This window comes from Sphaerisporangium sp. NPDC005288 (genome assembly GCF_040607475.1).
In the GTDB taxonomy this organism is placed as follows: Bacteria; Actinomycetota; Actinomycetes; order Streptosporangiales; family Streptosporangiaceae; genus Sphaerisporangium; species Sphaerisporangium rhizosphaerae.
Genome location: NZ_JBEXGT010000013.1, coordinates 69,432 through 86,458, shown reverse-complemented (window position 1 = coordinate 86,458; position 17,027 = coordinate 69,432). Strand labels below are relative to the sequence as shown.

17 protein-coding genes and 1 tRNA gene are annotated in these 17,027 nt (G+C 70.0%); 6 read left to right on the top strand and 12 right to left on the bottom strand.

What is annotated here, in order from left to right; genetic code table 11:
• Nucleotides 1-83: 83 nt before the first annotated feature.
• The 6 genes from ABZU32_RS14820 to ABZU32_RS14795 form a co-directional block, all read right to left on the bottom strand.
• Nucleotides 84-167 (bottom strand): putative leader peptide, encoded by an 84-nt coding sequence (locus ABZU32_RS14820; protein ID WP_352231756.1) that lies wholly within the window; start codon nt 165-167, stop codon nt 84-86.
• A 32-nt stretch (nt 168-199) separates the two neighbouring features.
• Nucleotides 200-529 carry a thioredoxin family protein gene (locus tag ABZU32_RS14815; RefSeq protein WP_354852414.1) on the bottom strand — a complete coding sequence of 110 codons (330 nt, stop codon included), beginning with the start codon at nt 527-529 and terminating at the stop codon, nt 200-202.
• Between the two features lie 384 nt (nt 530-913).
• On the bottom strand, nt 914-1,732 hold the full coding sequence (locus ABZU32_RS14810; RefSeq protein ID WP_354922070.1) for a zf-HC2 domain-containing protein: 819 nt from the start codon (nt 1,730-1,732) through the stop codon (nt 914-916).
• Entirely contained in the window at nt 1,729-2,241 is a 513-nt protein-coding gene (locus tag ABZU32_RS14805) for a sigma-70 family RNA polymerase sigma factor (protein ID WP_354852265.1), read from the bottom strand. The genes ABZU32_RS14810 and ABZU32_RS14805 overlap by 4 nt, the downstream gene beginning before the upstream one ends.
• A gap of 31 nt (nt 2,242-2,272) precedes the next feature.
• Nucleotides 2,273-2,950, bottom strand: a complete 678-nt coding sequence (locus tag ABZU32_RS14800; RefSeq protein WP_354922067.1) for a DUF2993 domain-containing protein — start codon at nt 2,948-2,950, stop codon at nt 2,273-2,275.
• A gap of 216 nt (nt 2,951-3,166) precedes the next feature.
• Nucleotides 3,167-3,424: a MoaD/ThiS family protein gene (locus tag ABZU32_RS14795; RefSeq protein ID WP_354852262.1), complete on the bottom strand. Its 258-nt coding sequence runs from the start codon at nt 3,422-3,424 to the stop codon at nt 3,167-3,169.
• A gap of 295 nt (nt 3,425-3,719) precedes the next feature.
• Between ABZU32_RS14795 and ABZU32_RS14790 the strand changes: the two genes are divergently transcribed.
• Entirely contained in the window at nt 3,720-4,439 is a 720-nt protein-coding gene (locus ABZU32_RS14790; protein WP_354852260.1) for a response regulator transcription factor, read from the top strand.
• A gap of 219 nt (nt 4,440-4,658) precedes the next feature.
• Here ABZU32_RS14790 and ABZU32_RS14785 read toward each other — a convergent pair whose 3' ends face one another.
• Nucleotides 4,659-6,371: a bifunctional metallophosphatase/5'-nucleotidase gene (locus ABZU32_RS14785; protein WP_354852258.1), complete on the bottom strand. Its 1,713-nt coding sequence runs from the start codon at nt 6,369-6,371 to the stop codon at nt 4,659-4,661.
• Between the two features lie 100 nt (nt 6,372-6,471).
• Here ABZU32_RS14785 and mshD point away from each other — a divergent pair, with 100 nt between their 5' ends.
• Nucleotides 6,472-7,485: a mycothiol synthase gene (mshD, locus tag ABZU32_RS14780; protein WP_354922064.1), complete on the top strand. Its 1,014-nt coding sequence runs from the start codon at nt 6,472-6,474 to the stop codon at nt 7,483-7,485.
• Between the two features lie 168 nt (nt 7,486-7,653).
• On the top strand, nt 7,654-11,406 hold the full coding sequence (locus ABZU32_RS14775; RefSeq protein WP_354922061.1) for a tetratricopeptide repeat protein: 3,753 nt from the start codon (nt 7,654-7,656) through the stop codon (nt 11,404-11,406).
• Between the two features lie 16 nt (nt 11,407-11,422).
• On the opposite strand, the gene ABZU32_RS14770 is transcribed toward ABZU32_RS14775, so the two are convergent.
• The 3 genes from ABZU32_RS14770 to dcd all read right to left on the bottom strand — a co-directional run bounded on the left by ABZU32_RS14770 (nt 11,423) and on the right by dcd (nt 13,967).
• A complete protein-coding gene (locus ABZU32_RS14770; protein WP_354922058.1) occupies nt 11,423-12,421 on the bottom strand; it encodes an inorganic phosphate transporter in 999 nt (332 codons plus the stop codon).
• Nucleotides 12,422-13,039, bottom strand: coding sequence for a DUF47 family protein (locus ABZU32_RS14765; protein ID WP_354852251.1), 618 nt, complete (start codon nt 13,037-13,039; stop codon nt 12,422-12,424). It lies immediately after the preceding gene.
• Nucleotides 13,040-13,391: 352 nt separating this feature from the next.
• The gene (gene dcd / locus ABZU32_RS14760; protein WP_354852249.1) at nt 13,392-13,967 is read right to left on the bottom strand and encodes a dCTP deaminase; all 576 of its coding nucleotides are present in this window, start codon (nt 13,965-13,967) and stop codon (nt 13,392-13,394) included.
• 124 nt (nt 13,968-14,091) lie between these two features.
• On the opposite strand from dcd, the gene ABZU32_RS14755 reads away from it, so the two are divergent.
• The 3 genes from ABZU32_RS14755 to ABZU32_RS14745 all read left to right on the top strand — a co-directional run bounded on the left by ABZU32_RS14755 (nt 14,092) and on the right by ABZU32_RS14745 (nt 14,830).
• Nucleotides 14,092-14,165 (top strand) — tRNA-Gly (locus tag ABZU32_RS14755).
• 131 nt (nt 14,166-14,296) lie between these two features.
• A complete protein-coding gene (locus tag ABZU32_RS14750) occupies nt 14,297-14,584 on the top strand; it encodes a DUF6247 family protein (protein WP_354922056.1) in 288 nt (95 codons plus the stop codon).
• On the top strand, nt 14,585-14,830 hold the full coding sequence (locus ABZU32_RS14745) for a hypothetical protein (RefSeq protein WP_354922053.1): 246 nt from the start codon (nt 14,585-14,587) through the stop codon (nt 14,828-14,830).
• 251 nt (nt 14,831-15,081) lie between these two features.
• Here ABZU32_RS14745 and ABZU32_RS14740 read toward each other — a convergent pair whose 3' ends face one another.
• Complete coding sequence (locus ABZU32_RS14740; protein ID WP_354922050.1) at nt 15,082-15,582, bottom strand: tyrosine-type recombinase/integrase; 501 nt, start codon at nt 15,580-15,582, stop codon at nt 15,082-15,084.
• 339 nt (nt 15,583-15,921) lie between these two features.
• Nucleotides 15,922-16,560 (bottom strand): hypothetical protein, encoded by a 639-nt coding sequence (locus tag ABZU32_RS14735; RefSeq protein WP_354922047.1) that lies wholly within the window; start codon nt 16,558-16,560, stop codon nt 15,922-15,924.
• Between the last annotated feature and the right edge of the window lie 467 nt (nt 16,561-17,027).

Sequence of the window (17,027 nt, the reverse complement as noted above, 5' to 3'; positions counted from 1 at the left end):
GAGACGCTCCTGAAGGATCGTGCCGGAGACGCTAAGATCGGGCACTGTTCAGATCGGTGCGGCGGAAGGCCGCGAGATCGCCCTCAGGCCATGCGACAGAGCGCGGTGGCGACGCGGCAGAAATCAACCGCGCGCCGCTTCGTCAGCAGCTCTGTCGTGGGTGTCATGTGCACGACAGTACTCGCCGTCTCGCCATCTGTCACGTCGCGTCCGTTTCATGAGACGCGGTGAAACCGAGGGCGGCGATCACGTCCACCTTGCGAGGTTGACCCGACGCCTTCTTGACCACCCTGCCCTCGTGATCGAGGACGAGCACCGTGGGGGTGCGCATGACGTCGAACCGGCGCACCAGGTCCAGCCGGGACTCGGCGTCGATCTCGACGTGCCGCACCCCGGGCACCATGCCGCAGACCTCCGACAGCACGCGCCGGGTGGCCCGGCAGGGCTGGCAGAAGGCGCTGGAGAACTGCACGAGCGTGGCGCGTTCGCCCAGCTCGGCGCCGAGGTCACCCGCCGCCACCACGTCCATGTCGCTCCTCACGGCGCGCACCGCGCCACCGCGCCGCCGCATCGTCACCCCGACGATGAGACCGGCGGCGAGCGTCGCGCACAGCACCAGCAGACCTGTCATCGACGGTGCCAACATCGGCCCTCGGTGCGCCATTCCCGCCCCAGCGGCCCGCCTTCCCCGCGATCGGCCGCCCGTGCCGGGATCGTGCGGCCGGCGCTGCGATCAGGGGGGACGCGGGTGGACGGCGCAGGGGGTGGAGGTGCCGCCGGTCGGGGCGCCGCGCTCCGGGGCAGGGGGCGGCACCCCACCTCAGGGGGCCGTACGGGATGGACGGCGCCCCGTCCGCAGGAGTAATGGACGCCCCCAAACCCGGTCTCAACCGGCCCGCATCCGAGCGGGAGGCTAGGGAAGCGACAGCAGGCGCCTGCCGCTGGACTCGCGGATCTCGAAGCCGCGGATGCGGTCCACGGTCAGCTCGGTGTGGCCGGTGAAGGTGGCCGGCCCGCCCTGGTAGTCGGCCTGGCCGATCGTCCAGCTCCCCGCCGGGGAGACGGTGCCGTCGGACCCGAGGGCGCTGACCCGGCAGGAGGTGCCGTCCGGCACGCCGGTGATGGACACCTCGACCGTCGTCCCCTCGCTCCCGGGGATCATCAGGATCTTCGCGTGCACCTGGTCCGTGCCGCCCTCCATGGGGACGCCGACGCGCGCGCTCTCCGTGTTCGGGGCGGCGGGGGTGGCCGGGGCGTCCTTGAGCATGGGTTGCCCGGACGCGGAGGGGACGGGCGTGGCGGCGAACATGCGACCGGCGCCGTCCTGCTGCCCGCGCCTGGCGGGGTCCGGGGCCGGCCGGCTCACACTGGGGGCGCTCGCGGCGGTCACGGTCCCTTCGTGGGGCTGGCCGACGACGACCCAGGCCGTGCCGCCGACGACGACCGCGACCAGCGACGCGGCCAGGCCGAGCAGCAGCCGGTGGGCGCGGCGGCGCCGGGCGGAGGCGGCGACCAGGCGGTCGAGGACGGCCTGCGGCGGGCTGGCCGCCTGCTCGATGTCCTGCTCCGAGACGCGGGCGAGCATAGCGGTGACCCCGCTCAGCTCGTCGAACTCCGCGCGACATTCGGGGCATGTCACCAGATGGGCCTCGACGAGCACGGCCTCGTCCGGCTCCAGCCCGCCCAGCATGTGGGCGGCCAGCGACATCCTCACGTCCTCACAGGCGCTCATGGCGCGAGCCCCCGTTCTTCGAGCGCGAGCTTCAGGGCGCGCAGCGCGTAGTACGTGCGCGACTTGACGGTGCCGGGCGGGATGCCCAGCGCCTCGGCGGCCTCCTTGACCGACCGCCCGCGGTAGTAGGTCTCCAGCAGCACCTCGCGGTGCTCGGGCCGCAGGGTCGCGATGGCGTCGGCCACCCCCCACGACTCCACGGCGCGTTCGAGCTCGTCGTCGGCCGGCAGGACGGCGAGGGCCTCGTCGCCGGTCTCCTGCGGCCGGGACCGGCGGGCGCGCGCGTGGTCGACGACCAGGTTGCGGGCGACGGTGAACAGCCACGCCCGTACGGGGCGGTCGGCCAGCACGTCAGGGTGCTTCCACGCCCGCAAAAGCGTCTCCTGTACCACGTCCTCCGCCTTGCCCGGATCGCCCGTCAGCCGCAACACGTAACCGTAGAGTGACCCGGCGTGCTCGTCGAAAAGCGTTCGAATCAGCTGCTCGTCGGCGGTTCCGGCGGGACTCACATCCTCATGACGTACGGCGGCCCGCTGTGGTTCAGCCACGCAACGGCACGTCCGTCGCCGTGCCCTCGACCGCGAGACCGTCGGGCGTCGAGCGCACCTTCTCGATCTTCAGGTTGAGCGGCAGGTTCTTGACGGGCACGGTGAAGCTGAGCAGGCGGCTGGCGTTCGGCACCTGGATGCCGTTGACGTTCTCCGGGGTGAGCCGGACGCCGCCCTGGACCACCTCGATCTTCATCTTGGCCGTGACCGGGATGGCGATGCCCGCGACGGTGACCTTGCCGGTGACCTGGAGGCTGTCGTCGCCGTTGCCGGCCACGCGCAGCCCGCGCGGCGCCCGCTCGTCCAGGGTCTGCCGGGCGATCACCACGGTGCCGGTGACCTTGTCGGCCGTCACGCTCGCGGTGGCGGAGTTCTGGATGAGGTCCATCAGGGGGGCGCGGACGTCGTGCAGAACGGCGTCGATGCGCGCGATGCGCGCCCCGTCGGGCAGGGTCATCTTGCCGATCGAGACGGTGACCTCCTCGTACCGGCCGGCGACGGCCTGGGTGAGGAAGGGGATGCCGTTCACCTTGACGGCCGGGGGCTGGGCGAGGTCGTACTTCGCCGCCACCTGGCGGGCCACCTCGCTCTCGACGCCGGCGACCGCGACACGGTCGAGCACGGCGAGCAGGACCCCCAGGAAGATGAGGAAAACGATCAGCTTGCGCATCCGGCTCCTTCGGGGTCAATCTGCACCAGACTATCTGCGCGCCGCCCTCATTCCCCCGCCTTCACCGGCGAAACGGCCTACCACCACGACCGCCCGCCCCCCACAGCTCGGCCGCATGAGGCCGGTCGCCGTCGGCGGGCGTCGGTGACGGTGGGTGACCGGCCGGGCGGCCATCCGCGCGCGAACCCCGGAATCGGCCCGGGGCCGCTCTCGCGGCTACCCGCCGGCGAACGGCGGCAGGACCTCCACGGTCGCGCCGTCGGGGAGCTCGACCACGTGCGGGTCGCGGGTGCCCGCCGGAGCGCCGTCGACGAGGAACGACGAGCGGCCGAGCACGCGCGTTAGGTCGGGATTTTCATGTTTTGATGTGATTTGCACCACCAAGTCGCCAAGCGTTACCGCCTCGAACGGCTCCTCCGCCACCCCGGCGGCCTCCTTCGCCGCGGCCCAGTAGCGCACCAATCCTCGTGCCATCAGCGCTCTCTCCCCTGCTCACCACTTCGCACCGCCGATGCTTCGATCACTCACCGCGAGGGAATGGTTACGGTTATTTCCCGCGTGATGGATCGTTCACCAGATGGACCGCCCTATGGACGCTCCTTTCCTGTGGGCTATCCTCACGTACTGACGGGACCTGGGCGACGTAGCCCCCGGGTCCTTTACGTGTTTGTACGGCTACCGCCGTTACAACGCGGGGAGGAGGCGAACGCGGTGAGTGAGCGAAGCCGTGCCGCCCGGCCCCCGATCAGCCTCTGGATTAGGAGGTGCTGTGAGTAACCTGCTCCTGCTCACGAACGCTCTGGAACCCTCAGCGGAGGTCCTGCCCGCGCTGGGGTTGCTGCTCCACTCGGTGCGGGTCGCCCCCGCAGAGGCGTCCGCCCTGATCGACGCCCCGCCCGCCGACGCCGTGCTGGTCGACGCGCGCAGGGAACTCGTGCACGCCAAGAGCCTGTGCCGCCTCCTGCGCACGACCGGCATCGACTGCCCGCTCATGGTGATCGTCACCGAGGGCGGCCTGGCCGCGATGACCGCCGAATGGGGCGCCGACGACGTCCTGCTCGACACGGCCGGTCCCGCGGAGGTCGAGGCCCGCCTCAGGCTGGCCGTCGGCCGGCTCTCGATCGCCGCCACCGACGAGGTGCCCGACGAGATCCGCAGCGGCGACCTGTCGATCGACGAGGCCACCTACACCGCGCGGCTGCGCAGCCGCGCGCTGGACCTCACCTTCAAGGAGTTCGAGCTCCTGAAGTACCTCGCTCAGCACCCCGGCCGGGTGTTCACCCGCGCCCAACTGCTGCAGGAGGTCTGGGGGTACGACTACTTCGGCGGCACCCGCACGGTGGACGTCCACGTCCGGCGCCTGCGCGCCAAGCTCGGCGCCGAGTACGAGTCGCTGATCGGCACCGTCCGCAACGTCGGCTACCGCTTCGTGCCCGACCGCGGCGGCGAGCAGGCCGACGACCGCGAGCCCGCGCCCGCGCACCACTGACGCCGCTCCCGCGACGGGCCGTCGACGACGCCGGCCCCGCGCCGGCACGCGCCGCCGCCCGTGTTCGTCACGCCGTCCACCGGCCTGGCGCCTGATCGATGGCGTGACGGCCTTGGGCGACGCCTGATCAGCGGGATGTCACGCCTGTTCCGCCTCTTCACGCCCGAGGGGCACGTCCCCGTGGGCGGACCCGCGGGGACGTGCCCGGTCACCAGAGGCTCAGCCGGCGACCGTGATGCGGTTGAGCGCCGGCGGGGCGATCGGCGAGTGCGCGCCCAGGTAGGCCACGAACGCGTCGATGTCCAGCGGGCCGCTCCACAGGTCGGTGCCGTCCTTGAAGACCGAGAACCCGTCACCGCCGCCGACCAGGAAGTTGTTGGCCGCGACCCTGATCGTCTGGGTGTCCGTCACCGGCGTGCCGTTGATCTTGATGTCCGACACCCGCGAGCCGATCGGCTGCGAGAGGTTCATCGTGTAGGTCAGGGACGCCGACGGCTGCAGGATGCGCACCGTCGCCCCGCCGCTCTGCCACTGCTGCTCCAGCAGCGCGTCCAGCTTGGCCCCGGTCAGCGTCACGACCTGCATGAGGTTGTTGAACGGCTGCACGGTGAACGCCTCGCCGTAGGTCACCACGCCGTTGCCCTCGGACCCGCTCTGGGCATAGGTCAGGTCGGCGCGCACGCCGCCCGGGTTCATCAGCGCGATCTCGGCGTTGCCGCCCGTCTTGGTCGCCTCGAGCTGGGCGTCGGCGATGACGTCGCCGAGCGCGGTCTCACCGGACGGCCCGGCGGCCCGGGTGAGGTCGGCGGTGATGCCGCCGATCGCCTTGTTCGCGACCGTCGAGACCCGGTCCTTCCAGGTCTGCACGAACTGCGAGATCTCGGGGTCGGCGGTGACGTCCCGGGTGACGACGTGGTTGTCGGCGACCACGGAGGAGCGCACGACGTCGCCGGTCTTCTTGTCCACACTGAAGTCGATCGTGGTCAGCACACGGCCGAACGACGAGCCCTGGGTGTAGAAGCGGTCGTTGCCGGCCGGGTCCTTGGTCTTGCAGATGTACGCCTGGTGCGAGTGGCCCATGACCACCAGGTCGACGTCCGCGCTGAGGCCCTGGGCGATGCGGGTGCCGGCGCCCGGGGTGACCGGGCAGGAGTCCGGGCTCTGGTTCGGGGCGATCGAGTCGCCCTCGTGGACCAGCGCCACGATGGCCTTCACGCCGGCCCGCTTGAGCAGCGCGGCCGCGCGGTTGCCGGAGGCGACCTCCTCGTCGAACTTCAGGCCCGCGATGCCCGAAGCGGTGACGATCGACGGCGTGGTCTGGGTGACCAGGCCGATGAAGCCGACCTTGACGCCGTTGATCTTCTTGACGGCGACCGGCGGCAGGGCGTACCGGTCGTTGGCCTGCTTCAGGACGTTGGCCGCGAGGTACTCGTACTTGGCGCCCTTCCACCTGCCGGCCGGGGAGCAGCCGTCGGTGGGGTGGCAGCCGCCGTTCTGGATGCGCTTGAGCTCGGTGATGCCCTCGTCGAACTCGTGGTTGCCGACGGAGGAGACCTTCAGCCCGAGCTTGCCGAGCAGTTCGACGGTCGGCTCGTCGTGGTAGGCGGCGGAGATCAGCGGCGAGGCGCCGATCAGGTCGCCGGCGGCGACGACCGTGGAGTGGTCGTTGACCAGCGACTTGAGGTGGGTCGCCAGGTAGGCGGCGCCACCCGCCGGGACCGAGACCCCGCTCTCGTTGACGATGGCGCCGCCGGAGCCGGTCGGGGGCTCCATGTTGCCGTGGAAGTCGTTGATCGAGATGAGCCGGACGGGAACCGTGACCGGGGGCTTCGGGGGCTTGGGGTGCGCCGAGGCGGGGCCGGCGGCGAACGCGAGACCGGTGGCCGCGACGATGCCGGCGACCGCGATCCGCGTGAACGATCGTGAGCTCATAAGTCACGAGGTTAGAGAGGCAACCTCAGCGCGAAACGACGCCGAGGTAACGATTCACCCTACGACTTCGTGACATGTCCCTCCCGTTTAAAGTCGGTACATGAATGCGCGCGTGGACATCCGGGAGCGGCTCGGCGAGCAGGAAGTGGCCGCGGTGGTCGCCCTGGTCGACGCCGCCACCGACGCCGACTCCGTCCGTCCTCTCAACGAACACGTCATGCTCCACCTGCGCTACGGCGGTGATCCGGGCGCCAAGGCGGTGCTCCTGTACGACGGGGACACGCTGGCCGGCTTCGCCCACATCGACCCGACCGACCCCGTCGAGGGGCCGAGCGGCGAGCTGGTCGTCCACCCCGCCCACCGGCGCAAGGGCCTCGGACGACAACTGACCGAGGTCGCCCTGGCCCAGAGCGACGGCCGGCTGCGCCTGTGGGCCCACGGCGACCAGCCCGAGGCCGAACGGCTGGCCACCTCCCTCGGCTTCACCCGGGTGCGTTCGCTGTGGCAGATGCGCCGTTCGCTGTTCGCGCCGCTCCCCTGCGCCGACCTGCCCCCGGGGGTGCGGCTGCGCACGTTCGAGCCCGGCTCGGACGAGAAGGCGTGGCTGGAGGTCAACGCCCGCGCCTTCGCCCACCACCCCGAGCAAGGGTCGTGGACGATCGAGGACCTGCGGCGCCGCGAGCAGGAGCCGTGGTTCGACCCGGCCGGCTTCTTCCTCGCCGTGCGCGACGCGGCGGACGACCGGCAGGGCGCGGCGGGCGACCCGCAGAACAGGGTGAACGGCCGGCAGGGCGCGGGGGACGGCGCGCCCGTGACGGGGGACGGATCGCGGCTGGTCGGGTTCCACTGGACCAAGGTGCACGGCGACGACGACCACGACGCGCCGCACGGCCACAACGCCATCGGCGAGGTGTACGTCGTCGGAGTCGACCCCTCCGAGCAGGGCGGCGGCCTCGGCCGCACGCTCACCCTGGCCGGCCTCACCCACCTGCGCTCGCGCGGGCTCCCGCAGGTGATGCTCTACGTCGACGAGGACAACACCTCCGCCATCCGCCTGTACGAGTCCCTCGGCTTCACCCGCTGGGACGTCGACGTCATGTACCGCCACATCTGACCTCCGCCGGGCCGGTGGCGTGTCCGAACGTGGTCACCGGCCCGCGGAACATCCTGTGAGGTGTCATTTGACACACCTCGCGGCCGAGCCGACAGTCACGCTTGAAGGCGCGCGCACACCCCCGGCGCGTGCCCGCCCCGCCGCCGACAAGCACAGCGAGGCAACGACGTGAACAGTCTCAGCTCCGGAGGGCCCGGCACGTTCTGGTCCCTGCTCGGCCGCATCGAGCGCGAATCCCTCCACGCCATCGGCTGGGTCAGGGAACTGGCCCCCCGCGAGACCCTCGGCGACCGCGACGCCCTGCCCGACAGCGTCACCGTCCTGCTCGACGGCTACGCCAAGGAGCTGTACGGCTCCGCCGACGGCGACGAGGCCATCATCGAGATCTTCGGCCCCGGCCACCTGGAGGGCGAGCTGGCCCTGTGGGACTGGCCCCACCGCGGCCGCATCGAGACCCTGACCGCCGTGCGCGCGCTGCACGTGCCCAAGGACAAATTCGTCAACTTCCTGGCCGAGGAGCTGTCCGCGGGGGCGGCGCTGATGAAGAGCCTCGGCCACCGCCGCGTCCTGGCCGCCCGGCGCCGGGCCCCCGGCGCCGCCGTGCGCGCGCCCGCCAAGATCGCCCTGCACCTCATCGAGCTGGCGCTGCGCTTCGGGCGGCCGGTCGGAGCGGGCCTCGCCATCGGGCCGCCGCTCACCCAGTCCGACCTGGCCAGCTTCGCCGGCGTCGACCGCATCGCCGTCGCCCGCGCCTTCCACGTGTGGCGGCCCAAGGGCGCCCGCGCCACCTGCGCCCACCCGCACGCCGACATCATCGAACAGCACGGGTCCACGATCACCGTCAAGGACATGGACGCCCTGCGCGGCGCGGCCGGCGCCTGGGCCGCCGAGTGGGACTCCCCCTTGGCCTCTCCCGCCGGCCTCACCGGCCGCGCGGCGTCCAAGCGGCAGCTTCCCGCGCTGCGCATCCCGGCGACCGGCAGCGGCCCCGCGCAGCTCCCGCCGGAGGTGCCCTGCTTCACCGGCAGGGAGACCGCGCTGAAGTTCCTCCACACGCTGGTCGCCGAGGCCAACCGCCCGCGGGCGGTCATCGTCGAGGGCATGGCGGGGGTCGGCAAGTCCGCCCTGGCCACCTCCTGGGGCCACTCGGTCAAAGACGAGCACTTCAGCGGCGGGCAGCTGTACCTGGACCTGCACGGCACCGCCGCGCGGCCGCTCACCGTCGCCGAGGCCGCCGGGCAGCTCCTGCGCGGCCTCGGCCTCGGCGGCCGCCAGATGCCCGTGGAAGAGACCGAGCTGCTGGCCGCCTACCACCGGCGCCTGGCCGACCGGCGGCTGCTGATCGTCCTGGACAACGCCGGCGAGGACCCCGAGGTGGTCCGCGCGCTCATCCCGCCCTCCAACCGCTGCCTCATGCTCGTCACCACCCAGGCCGGACTCGCCGGCCGTCCCGGCCTCACCCCCGCCGACGGCGTCGAGCCGCTCCAGCTGGACGTCCTGCCCGAGGACGAGGCGATCCAGCTCGTCGCCGCCGTCCTCGGCCCCGGCGACTCCCGGGTCCGCGAGAACCCCTCCGACGCCACCCGGCTCGTCCGGCAGTGCGCCATGCTCCCCCTCGCGCTGCGCATCACCGCCGCCAAGCTGGTGGAGAACCCCCGGGAGCAGATCGCCGACACCGTCCGCGACCTGGACGGGCAGGACCGGCTGTCCAAGCTGGCCCGCGAGGACGAGCCGCGCGCCGCCGTGCGGCCGGCGTTCGAGGTGTCCTACCGGGCGCTCTCCCCCGAACTGCGGCGCACCTTCCGCTACCTGGGCCTCATGACCGGCCCGGACGTCGGCGCCGAGGCCTGCGCCTCCCTGCTGGACGACGCGGTGCCCGACACCCGGCGCCGCCTGAGGGCTCTCACCCGCCTCCACCTGATCACCGCGACCGGCGCCGAGCGCCCGGGCGGCGAGCGGTTCGTCGTCCACGAGCTGCTGCGGGCCTTCGCGAGGGAACGCGTCCTGCTGGAGGACGGCGAGACCGAACGCGCCGGCGCCGTCCGGCGGCTGCTCACCCACTACCTCGCCTCCGCCATGCGCGCCGGAGACGCGCTCGGCCGGCCGCGGCGCGTCCTGCACGACCGCGCCGTCCCGCCCCCGGCCACCTCCGACACCGAACGCGAGCCGCACCTGCGCTGGTTCGAGATCGAACGCTCCAACCTCGTCGCCGCCGTCCACCAGGCCGTCAAGCACGGCCTGCACTCCTACGCCTTCAACCTCGCCGACGCGGTGTTCGACTTCATGACCTCGCGCGGCTACGTCCGCGACCTCATCGACGTGCACAAGGCCGGGTTCGCATCGGCCCAGGCCGTGGACGAGTGGCCCGCGACCGCCCAGATGCTCCACCACCTGGCCATCGCCCACCGCACCATCGGCCAGAACGTCAAGGCGCTCAGCTACGGCGAGGACGCGCGGTGGGGGTTCAAACGGCTCGGCGACAGCCTCGGCGAGGCGAACGCCCTGGACAACCTCGCCGACGTGCGCGGCGTGCTCGGCCGCTACCGCCTGGCCATCGAGCACTCCGAGGAGGCCCTGCGCCTGCACCGCGTCGCCGACAACAGCGGCGGCGAGGCCGAGGCGCTGGACACCATCTCGCAGAACCTGCGCCGGCTCGGCGAGTACGCCGGCGCCGAGGAGTACGCGCTGCGGGCCCTGGCCATCAGGAAGGCCATCGAGGACCGGGCCGGCGAGGCCGAGACGCTGCTCAACCTGGCCCGCCTGTACTACTACTGGGGCGCGCCGCGCCAGGCCGCCCTCCACGGCCTTGAGTCCCTCGCCCTGCGCGTCGACCTGGGCGACGAGCCGCAGTGCGCCGACGCCTACCGCGAGCTGGCCCGCATCCACCGCCAGCTCGGCCTGCGCGGCATCGCCCGCCACGACGCCGCCCAGGCCCTGCGCATCTGCCGGGCCAGCGGAGACCGCCACGGCGAGGGCGAGGCGCTCATCGTCCTGGGCAAGCTCCTGCGCGACGAGGGCGCCCACGCCGAGGCGCTGTCACGCCTCTGGTACGCCGTGCGGCTCGCCCAGGAGATCGGCCACCGGCGCGGCGAGGCCGAGGCCCGGGCCGCCATCGGGCTGGTGTACTTCAAGCTCGGCCGCTACGCCGAGTCGCGTGAGCACCTCAACCTCGCCCTGGAGATCCGCAGGGAGATCGCCGACCGCGCCGGGGAGGCGCAGGACCTGGAGAACCTCAACCGCACCCTGCGCAGGCTGGCCCGGTACGAGGACGCCGTGCAGAACGGCCTGCACGCGCTGCACCTGTGGCGCGAGCTCGACGTCCGCACCGGCGAGGCGCGCGCGCTCGGCGGCCTGGCGCGCACCTACGTCCGGCTCGGCCGCTCCCAGGAGGCGCTGCGGACCGCCGAGGCGTCGCTGTCCATCCGCCAGCGCGACGGGAACGGCACGGGGCTCGGCCTGGACACCATGGCCCGCGTCCTGCTGCGCACCGGCCAGCCCGAGCAGGCCCTGGACAAGGCCGTGCGGGCCATCAGGGAGATCCGCGAGACCGGCGACCGGCAGTACGAGGGGGCCGCGGTCAACAACCTGGCGCGCGTCTTCCTCGCCCTCGGCCGGGCCGACGAGGCCGAGACCTACGCCAGGCAGGCGCTCGACATCGTCAAGGAGGTGGGAGACCTGTGGGAACAGGCCGCCTGCCGGCACACCCTCGGACTGGTCGCGCAGCGCCGCGGCGACCACGCCGAGGCGCTGCGCGACCTCGCGGAGAACCTGCGCCTGCACCGCGAGACCGGCAACCACTCGGGCCAGGTGGAGGCCCTGCGCGCGCTGCGCCTGTCCCACCAGGCCATCGGCAACGTCCGCGAGGTGGAGGAGTGCGACCAGCGCATCCAGAACATCCAGCGCTGGCTCGGCGGCGCGTGATCCACGCCCGCCCGCGCTACTCGACGACCCAGTGGAGGAGGAAGTACGACAACGCGGCCACGAACGCGGCGGCGGGGATCGTCAGCACCCACGCCGTGACGATGTTGCCGGCGACGCCCCACCGCACGGCCGACAGGCGCTTGGTCGCGCCGACGCCCATGATGGCGCTGGTGATCGTGTGGGTGGTGGAGATGGGCGCCTTGGCGGCGATGGCCATCGTGTAGAGCACGACCGAGGCCGCGGACTCGGCCGCGAACCCCTGCGCCGGGGTCAGGTGGATGATGCGGCGGCCCAGCGTCCGCATGATGCGCCAGCCGCCCGAGTAGGTGCCGAGCGAGATCGCGGCGGCGGCGGCCAGGATCACCCACTGCGGAATCGGGTCGTTGATCGCCAGGAAACCGCCGGTGTAGAGGGCGAGGAAGATGACGCCCATCGTCTTCTGCGCGTCCTGAAGGCCGTGGCCGAGCGCCATGGCGGCCGCCGACACCGTCTGGGCGTACCGGAACCCCTTGCTCGTCCGGTGCGGGTTGGACCGGCGGAAGATCCACAGGATGGCGATCATGATGATCGCGCCCAGGAGGAACCCGACGAACGGCGACAGGATCATCGGGATGACGACCTTCTGCACCACGCCGTCCCAGTGGACCACGCTGGAGGCCGCGAGCGCCGAGCCCACCAGCCCGCCGATCAGGCCGTGGCTGCTCGACGAGGGCAGGCCGAAGTACCAGGTGATGAGGTTCCAGGTGATCGCGCCGATCAGGCCGGCGCCGACGACGACCAGACCGTGCGTCCCCGACGGCGGCTCGATGATGCCCGTCCCGACGGTTCTCGCCACTTCCGTACTGATGTGGGCGCCGACGAAGTTCATGGCGGCGGCCATGAACAGCGCGGCCCGGGGGGTCAGAGCGCGGGTCGAGACCGAGGTCGCGATCGCGTTCGCGGCGTCATGGAACCCGTTGGTGTAGTCGAACACCAGCGCGATGACGATGACGCCGATGACAAGTGCTAGCTCCACTTAGCTTTCCTTGACCGCGATCGACTCGATCGTGTTCGCCACGTGCTCGAAGGCGTCGGCGGCCATTTCCAACTGGTCGATGACCTCCTTCATCTTCATGACGGTGAGCGCGTCGTACTCACCGCCGAAGAGCTTGGCGAGCAGGCGTCGATAGACCTGGTCCGCCTGGTTCTCCAGCCGGTTGATCTCGATCCAGTACTCGTTGAGGTTGTTCATGCCGCGCAGGCGGGGCATGGCCTCGGCGGTGAGCTCGGCCGCGCGTTCGAGCACCTCGACCTGGCGGACGACCTCCTTGGGCAGGTGGTCGATCTGGTAGAGGCCGATCAGATCGGCGGCGGCCTCCATGTAGTCCATCACGTCGTCGAGATTCGACGCGAGACGATAGATGTCCTCGCGGTCGAACGGCGTGATGAAGCTCTCGTTGAGACGGTTCATGATCGCGTGAGTACGCTCGTCGCCCGCGTGCTCGCAGGCACGCATCTTCTCGGCCAGGGTCTCCCGGTCCGAGCCGTCGCTGATGATCTCCACCAGCAGACGGGATGCGGTGACGAGATTGTTCGCCGAGTCGGCGAACAAGTCGTAGTAGCTGTCCTCACGAGGCGTGAGACGCAGGCGCACGTCGTTCTCCAGATGTGCGGGGACGGTCCGCAGAGAAGAGTAAGGGGTACCGGCTGAAATGCGAAGTTCGTGACATGCACTCCCCGTTGTAACCTTCCCTTCCCCTGGGCGTTGCCCTCCGTTCGCCCGTTCACACCGATAGATCGCAACTTCCCCCCAGAACGTTCCACCGGCCCCCGCCTTCCCCTCCGCGAAAGACCGATCGCCCCTTCTCCGCGAAAGATCGATCACACCTTCCGTCCGGGTCCGGCGGAAGATCCCATCAGACCTCCGCCTACTGGGAAGGGTCCCATCAGACCTCCGCCTACCGGGAAGGGTCCGATCAGACCTCCGCCTACCGGGAAGGGTCCGATCACACCCTCGTCCGGTGGAAGTTCATGAACGACCTGCTCGGTGTCGGACCCCGCTGCCCCTGATAGCGCGACCCGTACTTGGCACTGCCGTACGGGTGCTCCGCCGGGGAGCTGAGCCGGAACATGCACAGCTGACCGATCTTCATCCCCGGCCACAGCTTGATCGGCAGCGTGGCCACGTTCGACAGCTCCAAGGTGACATGCCCCTCGAACCCCGGGTCGATGAACCCCGCCGTCGAGTGCGTCAAAAGCCCAAGGCGCCCCAGACTCGACTTCCCCTCCAGCCGGCTCGCGATGTCGTCCGGCAGGCCGATCACCTCATAGGTCGACGCCAGGACGAACTCCCCCGGATGCAGGATGAACGGCTCCTCCCCGTCCGGCTCCACGAGCCGCGTCAGCTCCGGCTGCTCGACCGCGGGATCGATATGGGGATAACGGTGGTTCTCGAACACCCGGAAGTACCGATCGAGGCGCACGTCGATGCTCGACGGCTGGATCATCACCATGTCCAGCGGATCGATCTTGACCCGCCCTGACTCGATCTCGCCCCGGATATCACGATCGGATAGCAGCACCTCAGCAACCTACCAACCCGCCCGCCACCCCCAAGGCCCCTCCACACCAACTCACCCCACACGAGGGGAGGTGGCACGCCCCAAGTTCCGCTAGAGTTAGGTCCGTCGTCAGCTACTGATCGACGCGGGTGTAGTTCAATGGCAGAACATCAGCTTCCCAAGCTGACAGCGCGGGTTCGATTCCCGTCACCCGCTCCATACAGGTCTCTGCGCTTCCCGCATGCTTCAACTCCCCAACCTTGTCAGCTGAGCTCTGTAGGCTCTGTGACGGGAGAGGGGACATCAGCATGACAGCGGACCCACAGGACTACGCACCAACCAGTCCGTCTATGCCGGAGAAGAACCTGCGGGCCATCCGCGCGGCCTTGGTCGTGCCCCAGGACCGCGAAGCGTTCGACGCAGGGCTCAAGGCAGTCCTCGATGAGGTTCGAGTAAGTCTGGATCTCAGCGCACTGAACAACTTCGTTCACCGCTGGTGGATCTCCGCGTGCGACACGGTGAAAGATCCCGGAGGACGCCGGCAGATGCATGTCAAGGCCGAGCAGATCCTTGCCGGCGAGCCTCCCGGGGGAAGGCCATGGCGTGAGGTCCTCACCGCTCGCGGAGTCGAGCTGTAGGTGTACCAGCTCCTACTCGACCCGGTCGCCGAGGACCAGATCGCCATGGTTCCCGAGGAGGCCCTGCGTCCGCTCGCCGAACTGTTCACGCTGCTGGAGACCGCGCCATGGAGCGGCCAGCCATACAACGTGGCCAACCCAAAGGCCAACATGCTCACCCACACCTTCGGCGAGCGCGGTCTCGCGACCTACGTGGTCATGGAGGAACAACGCGAGGTGTATCTCATCCGCGTCGAGTGGCCATGATCCACGTGTCAGATGCGTGCCAGAACAGGCGGGAAACTGCGGTCACTCGCGGAGACTCACAGTCACACGACCGACCTGACCTGTATCCCACTTTCCCCGCTCAGGACAGCAAGATCAGTAGCCGATTCCCAAGCTGACAGCGCGGGTCCGATTCCCGTCACCCGCTCCACCCCCTAAGGCGCAGGCCAGAGCGTGATTCCCGACCCGGGCCTTGACGACTGTTTCTGAGGCCTTTTCGATCTTCCGTGCAATCAGCGTGCAATCAGCCCACGGGCGCGAGCACCCGGCCGGCCCGTCCTCACCCTCGTCATCCTGACCGCTGATGTGCTTGTCGATAGCATCTGTGATCGTTTTGTCGGCCCTCGCACGACGTGCTGATAGATCGTCGCTGCCCGGACGTTGTCGTGGCCCATCCTGGCCATCAGATCCTTGAGCCCCGCGCCGGACTCCGCCGCGATCATGTTTCCGGTGTGCCGAAGATCGTGAACGTGCAGACATTCGGCCCCTACGACCCGCACGGCTTCCCACCAGGAGGCAAGCCGGTTGAACCCACTACGCCGCAGCGGACCGCCCTTGATCCCGGAGAAGGCCAACGCGTCAGGCTCCGCCTTCACGAACGTCGCCATGTGTTCCCGGAGCACCGGAATGATCGCTTGCGGGATGCCGACGACGCGACGGCCAGCCTTGGACTTCGGCGGCCCGAGCACGAGCGGCCCCGTTGACCATTCGACGTAGGGCGCGCGGACGGTCACCGGGTCAAGGCGGCGGACCGGCGCGCCGCCGTACCCCCGGCCCTCCGTCCGCACGCCGTCCGGCGTGCGGCCTGGGGACCGGTCCCGGACGGCGGCGGAACACCGGGCCGGACACCGCACGACAACACCGCCGTACGAACCGAACGCTCCGGTCAGGGTTTGCCGCGCCGCCGTACCGATGCGGCCCTTACGATCGCCACGGTGTGGCAGGCCGCCATGCATGGCTGGGGGCACTCGGTGATCCAGGGTTCGTTCCTCACTCTGTATTACCGAGCAACGTGGCTGACCTCTGATCAGCAGGCGCAGGCATGCGGCGGTATGCACGATCCCGGGCCATGTTCATGACCCTTGACTGAGAGAGTCCACCGGGCGCTCGGGGCATTGCAGGCACACGAACAGGTAGAGTGATCCAGCACCCTGGATCATGAGATCCGTGGGCTCCTGTATTTCCAGAGGAGCATGCGGAGCGAGCAGAGAACGCTCCTCGATGGGAGCCCAACGCTTCCCACTCTCGATGTCGAACTCCCGACTGGCAATCGTCAGCAGATGCGCCATCTCATGGCCTTCACTGCATTCGACTTGCTCAGGATCCTGGATCCAGCGCACCCAGCCCCCGACCTTGCTGCCTGGAGCACTCGAGAGGTGCGAGAAATAGCGCCAGCCGTCAGAGTTCGGGAATTCATCCTCGTATGCCCAGATCCGATTCCTGAGCTCAGCGGGAAGTCCCCAGCCCGCCGGATACTCTTCCACCCGCTCCGGCGACAGCACGCAAGCCATGGGGAGATACGATTCGTCGCTGTCAGGATCTGGCGCGGGGGCCTCGACGAGGAGACTGCCGACCGCTTCCGCCCTCCGCCAACGCACAGTCGTGTGAGGCTGGAAGTACGGTTCGTGATCGAGCGGGCACCACAGCACTTGGAGGGTGTCGGCGACATCGGGGAAGGGCAGTTCGGGAACATCTCGAGCGAAGAGCTGCATGACGGGGACCAGTGGAAGCGGATCCCACCCTTCTGAAGGGTCGTGAGTCTGCGGCTCGGGGCAGATTGGCCAAGGCTCATCCGCAGGCCACAACAACGGCCCACCTATGGAGCTGTCCGTGATGGCCGGCATTCCTCGACGCGGATGCAGCCGAACTGTGGTCCTGCGTTGACCTGCCAGTTCAGGGAAGACCGCCGCTACATCGAACGGCTCCGAGGGTGTCGTCAACCCCATGCTCACCACTCCGATCACAACAGAGAACGTCGTAACGGCACACCGTAGAGCAGAGGACTCACAGAACGAATTCCTGTTCACGGCTCTGATCGACGTGCCATTAGCGTGCCATCAACCGGGGTAACGAGGGGTCAGCCACGGTCGCTCGGGACCGGCCTCAGCCGCAGGCCAACGCCCCTACGAGGCAAGATCCCTGCAATTCCCAAGCTGACAGCGCGGGTTCGATTCCCGTC

Bases quoted from the DNA above. Each gene is read 5' to 3' on its own strand.
- ABZU32_RS14820 (WP_352231756.1), bottom strand. From the start codon at position 167: ATGACACCCACGACAGAGCTGCTGACGAAGCGGCGCGCGGTTGATTTC.
- ABZU32_RS14815 (WP_354852414.1), bottom strand. From the start codon at position 529: ATGGACGTGGTGGCGGCGGGTGACCTCGGCGCCGAGCTGGGCGAACGC.
- ABZU32_RS14810 (WP_354922070.1), bottom strand. From the start codon at position 1,732: ATGAGCGCCTGTGAGGACGTGAGGATGTCGCTGGCCGCCCACATGCTG.
- ABZU32_RS14800 (WP_354922067.1), bottom strand. From the start codon at position 2,950: ATGCGCAAGCTGATCGTTTTCCTCATCTTCCTGGGGGTCCTGCTCGCC.
- ABZU32_RS14795 (WP_354852262.1), bottom strand. From the start codon at position 3,424: ATGGCACGAGGATTGGTGCGCTACTGGGCCGCGGCGAAGGAGGCCGCC.
- ABZU32_RS14785 (WP_354852258.1), bottom strand. From the start codon at position 6,371: ATGAGCTCACGATCGTTCACGCGGATCGCGGTCGCCGGCATCGTCGCG.
- mshD (WP_354922064.1), top strand. From the start codon at position 6,472: ATGAATGCGCGCGTGGACATCCGGGAGCGGCTCGGCGAGCAGGAAGTG.
- ABZU32_RS14750 (WP_354922056.1), top strand. From the start codon at position 14,297: ATGCCGGAGAAGAACCTGCGGGCCATCCGCGCGGCCTTGGTCGTGCCC.
- ABZU32_RS14735 (WP_354922047.1), bottom strand. From the start codon at position 16,560: ATGCAGCTCTTCGCTCGAGATGTTCCCGAACTGCCCTTCCCCGATGTC.